At 48.5% G+C, this 14501-nt stretch carries 10 protein-coding genes and 1 pseudogene; 2 read left to right on the top strand and 9 right to left on the bottom strand.

What is annotated here, in order from left to right; all coding sequences use genetic code 11:
* Window positions 1-54 precede the first annotated feature (54 nt).
* From ACE1AQ_RS05005 to psaA, 5 genes are all read right to left on the bottom strand, one after another.
* A complete protein-coding gene (locus ACE1AQ_RS05005) occupies window positions 55-282 on the bottom strand; it encodes a hypothetical protein (RefSeq protein WP_374807983.1) in 228 nt (75 codons plus the stop codon).
* Window positions 283-418: 136 nt separating this feature from the next.
* Window positions 419-1093 carry a hypothetical protein gene (locus ACE1AQ_RS05000; RefSeq protein ID WP_008201004.1) on the bottom strand — a complete coding sequence of 225 codons (675 nt, stop codon included), beginning with the start codon at window positions 1091-1093 and terminating at the stop codon, window positions 419-421.
* Window positions 1093-1293 carry a hypothetical protein gene (locus ACE1AQ_RS04995; protein ID WP_374807981.1) on the bottom strand — a complete coding sequence of 67 codons (201 nt, stop codon included), beginning with the start codon at window positions 1291-1293 and terminating at the stop codon, window positions 1093-1095. The genes ACE1AQ_RS05000 and ACE1AQ_RS04995 overlap by 1 nt, the downstream gene beginning before the upstream one ends.
* Before the next feature lie 93 nt (window positions 1294-1386).
* Window positions 1387-3600: a photosystem I core protein PsaB gene (psaB, locus tag ACE1AQ_RS04990; protein ID WP_002757218.1), complete on the bottom strand. Its 2214-nt coding sequence runs from the start codon at window positions 3598-3600 to the stop codon at window positions 1387-1389.
* Between the two features lie 178 nt (window positions 3601-3778).
* The gene (psaA, locus tag ACE1AQ_RS04985) at window positions 3779-6028 is read right to left on the bottom strand and encodes a photosystem I core protein PsaA (RefSeq protein ID WP_008200998.1); all 2250 of its coding nucleotides are present in this window, start codon (window positions 6026-6028) and stop codon (window positions 3779-3781) included.
* A 467-nt stretch (window positions 6029-6495) separates the two neighbouring features.
* Between psaA and ACE1AQ_RS04980 the strand changes: the two genes are divergently transcribed.
* Window positions 6496-8034 carry a hypothetical protein gene (locus tag ACE1AQ_RS04980; protein ID WP_110545661.1) on the top strand — a complete coding sequence of 513 codons (1539 nt, stop codon included), beginning with the start codon at window positions 6496-6498 and terminating at the stop codon, window positions 8032-8034.
* Between the two features lie 232 nt (window positions 8035-8266).
* Window positions 8267-8833: a hypothetical protein gene (locus tag ACE1AQ_RS04975; protein ID WP_106908218.1), complete on the top strand. Its 567-nt coding sequence runs from the start codon at window positions 8267-8269 to the stop codon at window positions 8831-8833.
* 302 nt (window positions 8834-9135) lie between these two features.
* On the opposite strand, the gene ACE1AQ_RS04970 is transcribed toward ACE1AQ_RS04975, so the two are convergent.
* From ACE1AQ_RS04970 to ACE1AQ_RS04955, 4 genes and pseudogenes are all read right to left on the bottom strand, one after another.
* A complete protein-coding gene (locus ACE1AQ_RS04970; RefSeq protein WP_110545657.1) occupies window positions 9136-12471 on the bottom strand; it encodes a Swt1 family HEPN domain-containing protein in 3336 nt (1111 codons plus the stop codon).
* A gap of 239 nt (window positions 12472-12710) precedes the next feature.
* Complete coding sequence (locus tag ACE1AQ_RS04965; RefSeq protein WP_106908221.1) at window positions 12711-13220, bottom strand: GNAT family N-acetyltransferase; 510 nt, start codon at window positions 13218-13220, stop codon at window positions 12711-12713.
* Complete coding sequence (locus tag ACE1AQ_RS04960) at window positions 13211-13378, bottom strand: DUF1778 domain-containing protein (protein ID WP_008200985.1); 168 nt, start codon at window positions 13376-13378, stop codon at window positions 13211-13213. Before ACE1AQ_RS04960 ends, ACE1AQ_RS04965 begins: the two co-directional genes overlap by 10 nt.
* Window positions 13379-13473: 95 nt before the next feature.
* Window positions 13474-14343 (bottom strand): annotated as a pseudogene (locus tag ACE1AQ_RS04955) (hypothetical protein); the annotation flags it as partial.
* Between the last annotated feature and the right edge of the window lie 158 nt (window positions 14344-14501).

Raw genomic sequence — 14501 nt, 5'->3', positions numbered from 1 at the left:
ATTATTCCTCCCATCGAGAGCTATTCTGAATTGTAAGTTATAACTATTATAATCTCATTTCTCTTTGTGATCAAGTTGAAGATTTTCTAGTTTTTGACTGCTATAAGTATTAATACTCATTGCATAAGTGAGATGCTCCCTTGCCTCTTGCAGGAGGATTTCTGTTAATTTAGAGGGAACTTCAGCTTGGGGAAGTTTGGCTAAGTCAACGGCAAAATGTTGGATATTTAAGACATCACTGAGACGGGTTTCATAGTAGGATGAGGCCGATTTCCAATCCATTAAATTAACTCCTTAAATACGGTTGAATTCTCTGAGAATAGAGACATTTTTGAGAAACCCTATCTGTATAACTTTTCCTGTTACATTAAGTGGAAGTTCTCGCTTCATTCCATACTGAGTTTCTTTACCAATGATATTACCTATTACCTCCATTTTTGAGATTAATTCTAACGTAGAATTTTAATCGACTTTCAGGAGAGCGTCCTTCGTCCGGTATAGTCTCTACAGATATTTTTTTATACTCTGGCACACATAAAAATTCTGTAGCACAATCAATTAATCTTACAACATCATCTCTATTAAGATCATACCCTTCATGTAAATTATAAACTTCTGATGCAGGAACAGCTAGACATAAAGAAGCTGTCGGACTAATTTCATTTTTAGAACGAGTCCTTTGTAGATATTTAAAACAAGTAAATGCCCCTACCATTAAACAAGCTACTGTAATAATTAATTCCATTTGGCGTTCTTCCTTTGATTGATTTGATTTTGTTAGATCAACGTTATCTAAGATATCACTTATGCCAGTTGCAAGATTTGTTGAATTAAAGTCCCCGAATTTAAGCCTTTCTACATAAACGAGCTTTGTTACATCATTAAGAAATTCACCAGACAACCTTTTATCTTCATCTAAACACGAGGATTGATTAATTCCAAAATAACGACATAGATCATCTCTCTGAGATTCTTCTCTTTCAAGAATAATACTTAAAACATGATAGAGTACACCTCCTTTTTTAGATTTTATTTTTGGATACACAATTGCAAAAACATCTTTACAAATACTCGAAAAATATTTATTATTCACTAATTCACCTCCTCTTTTTCAAAATTTTCTAATTCCGCAAGGCTTTGTTCTAAAAATTTAGCTCTTTCTTGGATAGGTTTCCATATAATTTGTGTTTCCTCGTAGTTAGTAGTTATTTCCTGTCGAATTTGTTCGGTGGTTCGCTCAATCCACAAAACAAAGTCCTGATCATAAAGCTGTTTTAATTCTTCCAACTGCATAGATTTTTGAGATTGAGCTGCGCTTTTATTATTAATCATAAACAAAACCCCCCACCAATGGGCGGGGGGTTTTTTAGTCACCTAATTCAAGGTTTAGCCGAACTTGCCAGCAGTGGAGGCGATCAAGAAGGCGGCGTAGGTGAAGATATAGCCAACGGTGAAGTGAGCTAAACCAACCAAACGAGCCTGAACGATCGAGAGAGCCACCGGTTTGTCTTTCCAACGAACGAGGTTCGCCAGAGGAGTGCGTTCGTGGGCCCAAACGATAGTTTCGATCAACTCTTGCCAGTAACCACGCCAAGAGATCAGGAACATGAAACCGGTTGCCCAAACGAGGTGTCCAAAGAGGAACATCCAGGCCCAGACAGAAAGGTTGTTAACACCGTAGGGGTTGTAACCGTTGATTAACTGAGCCGAGTTAGCCCAGAGGTAATCGCGGAACCAGCCCATCAGGTAGGTGGAGTTTTCGTTAAACTGAGCCACGTTACCCGACCAGACACCGAGGTGTTTCCAGTGCCAGTAGAAGGTTAACCAACCCAAGGTGTTCAACATCCAGAACATGGCTAGGTAGAAGGAATCCCAAGCAGAGATGTCGCAAGTACCGCCACGGCCAGGACCGTCGCAAGGGAAGGAATACCCGAAGTCTTTTTTATCGGGCATTAATTTGGAACCACGAGCGTCTAAAGCACCCTTAACCAGGATTAGAACGGTGGTGTGTAAACCAAGAGCGATCGCATGGTGAACGAGGAAGTCGCCAGGACCGATGGTTAAGAAGAGGGAGTTAGTGCCGCTATTGATTGCGTCTAGCCAACCGGGTAACCAAACATCACCGTAGTTAGGATAGGCGGTGTAAGCGATACTATCGGGGTTAGACAACAGTACGTTCATGCCGTACAGGGTTTTACCCGAAGCTGCTTGCACGAATTGAGCGAACACAGGTTCGATCAGGATTTGTTTTTCGGGAGTACCGAAAGCGACGACCACATCGTTATGAACGTAGAGGCCGAGGGTGTGGAAACCTAAGAAAAGGGAAACCCAGCTTAGGTGAGAGATGATCGCTTCTTTATGCTCCAGCATCCGCGCCAGCACGTTATCTTTGTTCGCTTCGGGATCATAGTCACGCACGAAGAAGATAGCACCGTGAGCGAAAGCACCCACCGCTAGGAAACCAGCGATGTATTGGTGGTGGGTATAAAGAGCCGCTTGGGTGGTGTAGTCCTTAGCAATAAAGGCATAAGGGGGTAGCGCGTACATATGCTGCGCCACCAGAGAGGTGATCACGCCTAAAGAAGCGAGAGCCAAACCGAGTTGGAAGTGGAGAGAGTTGTTAACCGTGTCATAAAGATTTTTGTGACCGGCTCCTAACTTACCACTGGGGGGTCTGTGTGCATTGAGGATGTCCTTGATGCTGTGACCGATGCCCCAGTTGGTGCGGTACATATGACCAGCCACAATGAAGATCACAGCGATCGCCAAGTGGTGGTGAGCCATATCGGTTAACCAGAGGGACTCGGTTTGGGGATGGAAACCACCTAAGAAGGTGAGAATCGCAGTTCCCGCGCCTTGGGCGGTACCGAAAATGTGGTTAGCAGTATCGGGGTTTTCCGCATACACACCCCAGTTACCGGTGAAGAAGGGTAGTAAACCCGCCGGGTGGGGGGGAGTGGAGAGGAAGTTGTCCCAACCAACGTGCTGACCGCGGGATTCGGGGATAGCAACGTGAACGAGGTGTCCGGTCCAAGCCAGAGAGCTAACACCGAACAGAGCGGCGAGGTGGTGGTTCAGGCGAGATTCAGCGTTTTTGAACCAAGCGAGGCTAGGACGGAACTTAGGTTGTAAGTGTAACCAGCCAGCAAAGAGGAAAATCGCCGAGAGAATCAGCAGGAACACCGCACCTTGGTATAGGTCTTGGTTGGAGGTCATACCGATGGTGTAGAACCAGTGGTAAACCCCGGAATAGGCGATGTTAACAGGGTTAGAAGCGCCAGCTTGGGTGAAGGCATCTACCGCGCCTTTACCGAACTGGGGATCCCAAATCGCGTGGGCGATGGGACGGATGTTTAAGGGATCTTTGATCCACTGCTCGAAGTTACCTTGCCAAGCGACGTGGAATATAGTGCCGGAAGTCCACAGGAAAATGATTGCAATGTGGCCGAAGTGGGACGCGAAAATCTTTTGGTAGAGATTCTCTTCCGTCATGCCATCATGACTTTCAAAGTCGTGGGCTGTGGCGATCCCGTACCAAATCCGACGGGTGGTCGGATCTTGGGCTAGATCTTGGCTAAATTTAGGGAATTTAGTTGCCATAGCTGTTTAGGAAATTCTCCTCTCTAAATAACTGAGGCTCTTACACGAGTGCTGGTTATTTCCTTTTTTAAATTCACCCACTGTAATAGGAAACGCTTACAGTGGTATCGGTCAATCGACGCTGGTTCAGCCTAGTCTTGCCAATCCCCGGGGGACTGGCAAGCCCTTATAGGCAAGTTTAGCCAATCGAGAGACTTCTGGCCAAGAAGAATGCCCAAGTGGTGACAATACCGCCTAAGAGGTAGTGAGCCACACCAACGGCACGACCTTGAATGATGCTCAGGGCGCGAGGTTGGATAGCGGGGGCAACTCTTAACTTGTTGTGCGCCCAGACGATCGACTCGATTAATTCTTGCCAGTAGCCGCGACCACTGAACAGGAACATCAAGCTAAACGCGAAGACGAAGTGACCGGCTAGGAACATGATTCCGTAGGCAGACAGAGCAGAGCCATAGGAATTAATGACTTGCGCTGCTTGCGCCCAGAGGAAATCCCGTAACCAACCGTTGATGGTGATGGCACTTTGGGCGAAGTTACCGAGGGTAACGTGGGTGACAGTGCCATCGGGGGCGACGGTTCCCCAGACATCGGACTGCATTTTCCAGCTAAAGTGGAAGATTACAACCGAGAGGGAGTTGTACATCCAGAACAGGCCGAGGAAGACGTGATCCCAACCCGAAACTTGGCAGGTACCGCCGCGACCGGGACCATCGCAGGGGAAACGGAAACCGAGATTCGCTTTATCGGGAATCAGACGGGAACCGCGAGCGTAGAGAACCCCTTTGAGGAGAATCAACACCGTTACATGGATGGTGAAGGCGTGGATGTGATGCACGAGGAAATCGGCAGTACCGAGGGTGATCGGCATCATGGCCACTTTGCCACCCACTGCTACTACGTCGCCACCGAAAGCATAACTAGCGGTAGTGAGAGCGTTAGGAGCGGTGTTGCCGGGGGCTAGGGTGTGGAGACTTTGTACCCATTGGGCAAAGATGGGTTGTAGTTGAATTCCCGTATCCGAGAACATATCTTGGGGACGACCAAAAGCCCGCATGGTGTCGTTGTGAATGTATAAACCGAAGCTATGGAAGCCGAGGAAAATACATACCCAGTTCAGGTGGGAGATAATTGCGTCGCGATGACGGATCATCCGATCGAGCAGGTTATCCACGTTTTTGGCCGGATCGTAGTCCCGTACCATGAAGATCGCTCCGTGCGCTCCCGCACCGACGATTAAGAAGCCACCGATCCAAGTGTGGTGAGTAAACAAGGATAGTTGGGTGGCGTAGTCAGTCGCCTGATAGGGATAGGGCGGCATGGCGTACATATGGTGGGCCACGATGATGGTTAGCGAACCTAAGAGAGCAAGGTTAATCGCTAACTGGGCGTGCCAAGAGGTGGTCAGGATTTCGTACAGTCCTTTGTGACCTTGACCGGTGAAGGGACCTTTGTGGTTTTCGAGGATTTCCTTCATGCTGTGACCGATACCCCAGTTGGTACGGTACATATGACCAGCAATGATGAATAATACAGCGATCGCCAAGTGATGGTGAGCGGTATCGGAAAGCCAGAGACCACCGGTGACGGGGTTCAAGCCACCTTTGAAGGTGAGGAAATCCGAGTAAGCACCCCAGTTAAGGGTAAAGAAGGGGGTCAAACCCTGGGCGAAACTGGGATATAACTCCGCCATCTTGCTCGGTTCGAGGATGAACTCGTGGGGCAAGGGGATGTCTTGGGGAGCGACTCCCGCATCGAGGAGTTTGTTCACTGGTAAAGAAACGTGAATCTGATGACCAGCCCAACCTAGGGAACCTAAGCCGAGTAAACCCGCCAAGTGGTGGTTCATCATCGATTCCACGTTTTGGAACCATTCCAGTTTCGGTGCGCTTTTGTGGTAATGGAACCAACCAGCAAACAGCATCAGGCCCGCCATAACTAAACCACCGATAGCGGTGCAGTATAGCTGATAGCTGTTGGTGAACCCGGAAGCCCGCCAGAGGTAGAACAGACCAGAGGTGATCTGAATACCGTGGAAACCGCCGCCCACATCGCCGTTGAGGATGCCTTGACCGACGATCGGCCAGACCACTTGGGCGCTGGGTTTGATGGCCAGCGGGTTGGTTAACCAAGCTTCATAGTTAGAAAATTTCGCGCCGTGGAAGTACATTCCACTTAGCCAAACGAAGACAACGGCGAGATGTCCGAAGTGGGCGCTGAAGATTTTCCGAGAAATATCTTCGAGATCGCTGGTTTGACTATCAAAATCGTGGACGTTGGCGTGTAGGTTCCAAATCCAGGTAGTGGTTTTGGGTCCTTTGGCTAAAGTGCGATCAAAATGCCCCGGTTGACCCCACTTCTCAAAGGAAGTAGGTACTGGGTCTTTATCTACAATCACTTTAGCTACCGCCTCTTTGGGGGGGAGTGCCATGAGGATTCTCCTCTCTCGACAATAGACTTAGCGTTTTATTTGAGGATAGATTTTTTAACCTAAAAAAGGCAAGTTGAAATCTGACCCACCTTTTGTTAATGTCGCTTGACTTTCCTCTTGGGTGAGATTCCAGTCGAAAGCATCAATAGTAGATGATAAGTCTTTGTTCTCTTGTCTGTTCGTTATGCTTAACAATAATTAAAATTCTCTCAATCCTTGATAGGAGAGACATTTTCTGCTATGGACGGTCTTAGTCAGGGTCAGACTGGTGATTTTTCTTTACAAAAGTTTATCAATTGTCGCTCCGGAAGCCCATTTCCCCCTTTTCTCCCTCACCAGACCATATAGAAAATTCAATAGATAGATTCTCAAAAAACAATCAAACAATTCTGTAAAATTGAGGCCATGACCTCATCTTCTCGCGCTTTTGCTGACACCAGAGCATTCAATGACTCTAGCAAAAATCAATGGTTTGTATAGATTTTGGCCTTGGCTCTAGGAGGAACGTGCTATCCCTACTACATAAATTAATCCCAGTCAAAACCCTTCGTATATGTCTTGTGATCGGTTTACTGACCATTCTGTTAAACGCCTGTGGCGATCGCTTGACGGCTACGGATCTCTCCACTTCGGAAACCTCTAATCTTCCCGTCGTCCAAGGCCGCATTTCTGAGGTGGCCCCCCCGGCCTTAATTCAGGAACTGCGCCCCAGTTTAGATCGTTACGCTCCCCAAGTAACGATTCTCAGTCCTCTGGCCGAACAAGTTTTCGATCACACCCAGGTGACAGTTAAACTACAAGTGTCGGATCTGCCAATTTTCCAAGACGATACCCTGAAATTAGGACCCCACTTGAGTCTAATTGTCGATAATGAACCAGCAGCAGCCATTTACGACCTCAAGCAACCGATTATCCTAGAAAATCTTGCCCCCGGTACTCATACCCTGCGCGTCTTGGCCCTGCGTCCTTGGCAGGAAAGTTTTAAAAATGATGGGGCCTTCGCTGAAACAACCTTTCATATTCTGACAAAAACAGGCAAAAATGCCCCCGATAACAACTTACCCCTATTAACCTACAGTAGTCCGCAGGGAATCTACGGTGCAGAACCGATCCTGCTCGATTTTTATCTGAGTAATGCTCCTCTACGTCTGTCCAATACTGCCAACGGGGATAATAATCTTCAAGATTGGCGCATTCGTGTCACTGTCAACGGTGAGAGTTTTCTGCTTGATACTTGGGAACCAATCTATCTCAAAGGTTTTGACAAGGGCAATAACTGGGTACAACTAGAATTCATCGATGGTAAGGGAAATAAAATCGAAAACGAGTTTAATACCAGCGTGCGCGTGATTAGCTTTGATCCCTCTTACCAAGACGGACTCAGTCAATTGGTCCGCGGCGATTTATCCCCTACAATTGCCCGTAGCATTGTTGATCCCAACTATAAAATCATTCCAGGTCCAGAGGAAGAAACCCCCGTTATTGAGCCGGAAACCCCCGTTATCGAGGAAGAAACCCCTATAGTTGAGGAAACCCCCGTTATTGAGCCAGAAAGCCCAATCTTGGAAGAAAACCCTGTTATCGAGGAAGAAACCCCTATAGTTGAGGAAGAAACCCCTATAGTGGAGGAAACCCCCGTTATTGAGCCAGAAAGCCCTATAGTGGAGGAAACCCCTGTTATTGAGCCAGAAAGCCCAATCGTGGAAGAAAAACCAGTAGAGACAGAAACAATCGAAAAGGTAGAGGAAACCCCTGAAGCGATCGAATCTCCCCTAACCACCATACCAGAGACAAAGGAGATTAACGAACCTGCCCCCGGTATTCAGCCTCCGCTAGAAGTGGAACCTATTCCCGAACCCCAGAACAATAGCGAGCAAAAAATCACCATTTTTGATCGCGTTCAACAAACTTTAAACCGCTTCCAGTTGGCCTCTTCCCCAGCAGAAAAAGATATCGAACTACCCACCCTCGATCCTCAATTATTCAGCAATGTCGAGCGGTCTTAGAGCCTAGCTTAATCCAGTTTTCAGGGGAAGTGGGGAGGTAGGGAGGTAGGGAGCGGGAGAATGGGGGAATTTCAACTAACACCCTAAAACCCCAAAACCCTAAAACCCCAACCTCCAACCGCTCGATCGAGAAATTATTAAACTAATATTTCACAATATAGATAAAATCGGGAACTAGGTTATAATCTAGAACGTCTATAGGTAATTTACCAATTTTTTGCTTGAGGTAATTGTGTTTAACAAAATTTCCCTTGTCGCTGGTTTTGCCGGTTTAGTTGCCCTAACTACCCTTGGCGCCGTACCCGTACAAGCAGAACCGCAAAATAACGAAATCCTGATCAGTCAACTGCGCGGCCATAACACCTACAGAGGTGAGCCGCAACTCAACCCCGGTGACTATGTACTAGGTCGTGTCCGGGGAACCGTGGGTGGGATTATGTCCGTCCAATTGATCAGACCTGTAACAGTGGATGGCAAAGAAATTTTCAGTGGTGACTTTGCCGACGGAACCACCGCTCGTATTGTTGGGGATGCCACTGGTGGTGACGATGTACTATTGCAAGTGGTAGATGGCAAATTAGTTTATGTGGGTAAAGCTCGTCCCTATTGGGTTTCCCGCTTGAAACTAAAATCAGAAATCGCCGTCAGTACCACTCGCTCGCAACTTTTAAGAGAAATCAACGAAAAACAACCCGCTTGGGGACTTCCCGCTTTACCCCCGGAAACCAGAACCTTTACTGAAGTTGCTCCCCAACCCGCTCCCGAGCCTAGTGTATCTCCTATCCGCGGACTTTGGTAGTGGGAAGACATCAGCAGAAAATCTCTTGTCTTGAGACTGAGAAGGGTGAAAACTTTCCTCTCAATCTAACCAATTTGGACTAAATAAATCCCTCTTTTTCAGATAAAAGGGGGATTATTATTGCTCTCTTAGGTTTGGTGGGTAAAATGTATTCTAAGATACAGTCCTGCTGGCGAGGGAGTGGAAGGAACCACTCCAGACACAGAGGACACAAAGATTGATCGCTTCTATAGTAAGTTAAACTGATCACACAAAGAATAAGAGAGCCATGACCGAATCCAGATAGGGAAATTTCCCGATATTCACTCCGGTTCAAAAGACTGATTATTAAATTTCAAAGTCCGACAATTCTCCGTCACCGTCCGCACCACATCATCCGGCACACCATCAGGAATGTCAGCTTCAATCTCCAGTGTTACCTTAACCCTGGCCCCACTGAGTCGGGTGAGATGCTGGATGATCTCATTGGCGATCGCTGGAGCGTCTCGATTGATCCGCAGGGGATCGATCTCAACACTGCCGTAAAACCTCCGCAGAACCAGCTTTTTCTCAACCAGATCACCGGGAGTCTCTGTCACAGTTAATCCAACACCAGAGGGTAAAGATGGCGACCGATCACGGTCACTAGAGATAACGGGATCAGTCTCGGCAGCGGTCGGGGGGTTAGCTGGTTTCTCGGCCTCTAGCTGCCCCATAGCTACATCAGGCTTAACCAGAAGGCTGTGACTGCTGATACTCGGATTGATATCCCGAAGGATGACAAGACCAGTATATCTTTGCTTCGCCTCATCCCAGCCCTCTGCATAACCGAAGTTCTCCTGTACGAGCGTAGAACGAACCCCCTCCCGCACAGTTTGAAGTAGAACATCCTGGTTCTTGAGACGGGGCAAGTAAAGATACTGCGCTAGGTACTCCCACAGACGTTTCAGATCGATGTGGTTAGTTGAACGCCACAGGTATTTGTCGAGGGCTTCCCTCCGCAGGTTGTCACCAGAGTAATGGGTAATCAGTTGCTCCTGATGAACCAGTTTGCGGCTGGCTCGATCGATAGGCGAATCGTCCCCCTGAGCGTTGGTATCAGTCCAGTGGATGCCTTTCTGGGGGTCGGGTTGCTCTGGAACCAGCAGCCACTTATAGGTTTGGTTGAGGATCAGGCTTACCTCCTTGTCGGCTTGATCGCGCTTAGTGATCGCCTGTTTATTCTGAGAAACATCGAGATTGAGGGTTTCCTTATCCGCCACAATTGAATTCCAGGCAAGATATCCGGCGACGTTCTTCTCTAAGTTTTCCAAGTTCGACTTGTCAGGGGCAACAAATACAAGCGTATTCTTGTAATAGCGGGGGCTACCCCCTCTCTGATTGAGAATTTCCGCCACTAAACGCCGAGCGGGGCTATCTTCGGCGGATTTACTGTGGGGTTGCCCAGTACCGAGAACGACGAGCCGCACCCCCAGATGAGGATCATCGGGAATATCAGCAGTTGATTCTGGGGCAATATGAATCGCTCCAAACTCGCCCCGCTGCTGGTCGGCCTTCAAGCGCCGGACGATTTCTTCTGTCACTTTATACCGCTCCTCAAAGAGCAGGTTTGCCCGATCTTGGGCTGTGCGGGTGACGTTGGGCTGATTGGAAATCCAGTAGCGGTTGCCATCGATGTAGAGGTAGGTGGCCCGATCTGTTAGCCGCCGTAGGGCATCACCAAAAGTGGCTACAGTCTCCCCCGGCTGCACGCAACCGAGTTTGATCCTCTTATCTTCTAGTCCTCGGTTAGCAGCCCGAATCGTGGGGGCCGAGCCAAGGTAAATAGTGCGCGTAACCCGACGGCAAGCAGAATAGCGTCCCAGGTTGGAATTTTGGCGATCGATGTCGAGGGGCAGAGAATTGGGGCCATCCACATCCTTTTCGATGATCGGAACCCAATTATCATCTAAGTAGCGGGTTAACTCCGACTGAACCTGAGCATCATCCATCGGGACGTGGGAGGGCATGATCAACAAGCTCTTGTCCTCTCGCTCCCAAAGGGAATGGATGACCTTGGCCATGAGTCGCAAAACGCCCCTGGTGCGTTGGAATTTATCGAGGGTTGACCAGTCGGAGTAGAGGCGATCAAAAAATTCTGGGTGAATGGGATAGGCTTCCCGCAGGCGGCGCCTGTAGTCAGCCTCCAGGCATTCGCTAGGAAATTCCTGGGCCTGGGTGCGATACATCTCGGAGAAAGCTTTAATCACCGCATCCCGTGCGACAAATAGTTGCGGGTCAGTAGTGGTTTGAAAGAGACGGCGGCGGACGATCTCGAAACTCTCCTCGGCACTAGCGGGTCGCCAAGGGGATTGGATGCGCCCGATCGCATTTTTAAGGCGGTCTAGGGACTCTGTGCCTCTCTCCCCGCCAATTTCGATGTCAGAGGAGGGGATGCTCACGACTAAAAGGGTGCGATCGGCATTCTTCGCTGATTCACTCAAGGTCTGCGCGAAGGTAAAGTGGGTATCAAAACTTCCTCCAGGCAAGTCTGCCCGTTCGTGAAGCTGGCGGGCGTAGGCAACCCACTCATCGATGAGAATCAAGCAAGGGGCATAGCGGTTAAAAAGTTCTTTGAGGACATCTCCGGGGTTGGTGGCTGTTTCATCAGCCTCTCGCACCATCTCATAGCCTTCTTTACCCCCCAACTGCCAGGCAATCTCTCCCCAAAGGGTATGAACCCGGACTCCATCTCGTTTTTTTTCCACCGTACCTGGAGATAGCTTATTGCCGACGATGACGACGGTGTTAACGTTTTTCGGTGGTTCGTTGACGGCTGCTGCTTGCAAGACTGGCTCCATACCGGGGAGGTCTTTCGTTTCCACGCCGAAGAAGAGGTGATACAGCGCCAGTATGGCGTGGGTCTTCCCACCACCGAAGTTGGTCTGGAGTTCGATAACCGGATCTCCTCCTGCTCCTGTAAGGCGAATGAGGGCATTGGTGAGGAGTTGCTTGAGTCCTTCGGTGAGGTAGGTACGCCCGAAAAATTCGTTCGGTAGGCGATACTCATCCGAACCTTGATCAAGATACACCTGCCAGAGGTCGGCGGCGAACTCGGCTTCCTGGTAGCGTCCGGAAGCCACATCGGGGTGGGGGGTGGCGATTTCCCGCCAGGGTTTCAATCCCGACATCGGTTGTCCCTCCGTCGGTGCGATCGCTTGGCGCCTTGTCTCTCGCCGGGCCTGTTCTTCAAAGCGAAGTCTGAGGATTTCTTGCTTCTGCTTCTCCACCTCTTGGGTGTCGGCGGAAACCGAACTCAGTAGGCGAGAGATGCTATCAAAAGCCCGGTAAGCATCGTCGAGGCTGAAAGCATCGTTATGGGCCCAGGCGTTGCGGACATCTCTTAGTTCACTGGTCAGAGAGCGATCGCTTCTGCCTAGGGTTTTCTTAAAAACTTCATTCCACTGCTCCCAGAGGACAATTAGTAGGGCCGAAACGTCTTCCTTGAGGACGGCATCACCTGTCCTGCGGATCGTGTAGCTCTCAGGGAGGCAACTTAAGGCCACGGCCACCCACTTCTGGCCGTAGCTTGCTTTCATTTCTCGTTCTATGAAGGGGTATAGTCCCTCTCTGAGGAAATCTAGGGCGCGTCCGACTCGTTCACGATTGCTGATTGCCATGGGATTTGATGAGGAGTTATTTTTATAATGCCTCAATTTGGGAGAGATAACCACACGAAGGGGGATTTTGAACCACAAAGAACACGAAGGGGGATTTTGAATCACAAAGGCACAAAGAACACGAAGGGGGATTTACCACAAAGGCACAAAGGTCACAAAGTTTGGGGAACCACAAAGGCACAAAGGTCACGAAGGGGGATTAACCACAGAGGCACAAAGGTCACGGAGATTGTTAATAATTAGCTCCTATCAAGACTTTTTTGGGCTTCAGAGAGGTTTAGCATTAGTGTTAGTGGATCGAGTCGGGATGATATAAAGCCACATTTTTCTGTGTAGAATTGTTTGGCTTTTTCATTGAGTGCGTGAACGAGAATCGCTCTAATTCCGGCAATCACAGAAGCTTGCAAGCTTCGGAGTACGGCATCTTTGATGAGGGCTTTTCCAAGTCCTTGTCCTTGATGGTTGCGGTCCACTGCCAGTCTGCCCACAATGATTACCGGAATGGGATCTGGCATATTTTGTTTAATTTTGCCTGGAGCTTGATCGCGCATCACACTACCTGTGGACAGACAGTAGTAACCGACTACTCTATTGTCTGCACAAACAACGTAGGTACGTGCTGCACCAGTAGATTCACTTTTTATTGCGCGTTCTTTCAACCAGTTATTCAAGCTTGTTTCACCGCAGTCGAAGAAATCTATCTTGTGTTCTGGGTTGAGTGGTTCTGGTGCTGTATAGGTTATTCCCAAGGGCTTTTAGTGGATAATAACTGAGCCAGCTTTTCATTTTTTTTTGCTGGAGTGTCAAGTGCTTCATTGAAGGCTTCCCATTGTTCTTTATTGAGGACAAATAGCCTGCGATCTAGTACATAACTTTTGGGTTTGTGGGGTTTTTTGGTGATTTTCATAAGTTTTGAATATATAGTTTGCTTACATTGTACACAAAGAGCGGCTGGTCAACTCTGTGTCTCTGTGGTTTAAATTCACCACAAAGGCACAAAGGTCACAAAGAAAAGGATAGTTGTTCGGGAGAGGGTTTATATTCGTTGGCTAGGCGGGTGATTTCTGGCCAAGAGGTGACGAGGCTATTGTAGGCTATGGCTTCTTGGGTCCAACCTTTTCTGTCACAGAGGCTATAAAGTCTATAGGCGAGTTCTTTGGCTAAATCGGCTTTGTTTCCTAGTTTGGCCAAGAGTTCTGCGGCTCCGGTTTCGCCGTTTTTATCGAGGGTATGGATGAGGTGTTGGGTGATTTCCCAGATGGGTGTCCGCTCATCTTTTTCTGGCTTCCAATCGGTTTTAAGATCTTCGCGCTTGAGTAGTCGCACTTTACCGGCTTTTGCTTCTAGTATGCCAGCTTCAACCATGCCCTGAATACTGGTGTTTTTGGCTTTGGAGAGGGTTTCTGCATTGCCATATAGTGCTTCGTTGAATTGGTACTGCTCGAACCAAGTCAGCGCCCAACGGGTATCACTATCAAATTCTCCTTCTTGTTCGGTGAGAAATTCGTCGAGAATCTGGTTAATCAGTTGCAGGGCCGTGCGAACACCCATAGAAGTGCCGTTAGATTCGAGGATAGCGGCGTATTTGGAGTAGATTGCCATCCCGGGCCCAATACTGGCTTGGGCGAGGTCAACGGGGGCAATATTGCCCTGTTGCAGCAGTTTTAGGGCTTGGGGAAGGTCGCGCTTCAGTTCGTTGAGGAATTGCCGGCGGCTGGCTTTGGGCGCGTCGGCGGGACGGGGGCGACACACGAGGACGATGGAGGAGGCGAGGGCGTTGGAGTCTTGTCCTCTCATACGATTACTGAGTTCTGTTCGCAGAGGCCAAGTTCCGTCAATACTAAAATTAGCTTGTATTAAGCCTTCTAAAATTGGGTTCTTCGTTACTTGGTATGGTTCGATCAGGGGGCAGAAATCGGCTAAATCCTTATCTGGCAAGGGACTTAATTGATTAGCTCGTTCTAGATTGAAAACAATTGGCAAAAATCGCAGCCATGTCTTTCTATATAAGGGTTTCACCCCTTATAACT

This window comes from Microcystis sp. BLCC-F209 (assembly GCF_041928595.1).
Lineage (GTDB): Bacteria > Cyanobacteriota > Cyanobacteriia > Cyanobacteriales > Microcystaceae > Microcystis.
The sequence above is the reverse complement of the archived record's forward strand: the minus strand, read 5'-3'. Positions and strand labels throughout refer to the sequence as shown.

Coding starts and splice junctions, on each gene's coding strand:
- ACE1AQ_RS04980 (WP_110545661.1), top strand. CDS start 6,496: ATGGTTTGTATAGATTTTGGCCTTGGCTCTAGGAGGAACGTGCTATCC.
- psaB (WP_002757218.1), bottom strand. CDS start 3,600: ATGGCAACTAAATTCCCTAAATTTAGCCAAGATCTAGCCCAAGATCCG.
- ACE1AQ_RS04960 (WP_008200985.1), bottom strand. CDS start 13,378: ATGAAAATCACCAAAAAACCCCACAAACCCAAAAGTTATGTACTAGAT.
- ACE1AQ_RS05005 (WP_374807983.1), bottom strand. CDS start 282: ATGGATTGGAAATCGGCCTCATCCTACTATGAAACCCGTCTCAGTGAT.
- ACE1AQ_RS04995 (WP_374807981.1), bottom strand. CDS start 1,293: ATGCAGTTGGAAGAATTAAAACAGCTTTATGATCAGGACTTTGTTTTG.
- ACE1AQ_RS04970 (WP_110545657.1), bottom strand. CDS start 12,471: ATGGCAATCAGCAATCGTGAACGAGTCGGACGCGCCCTAGATTTCCTC.
- psaA (WP_008200998.1), bottom strand. CDS start 6,028: ATGGCACTCCCCCCCAAAGAGGCGGTAGCTAAAGTGATTGTAGATAAA.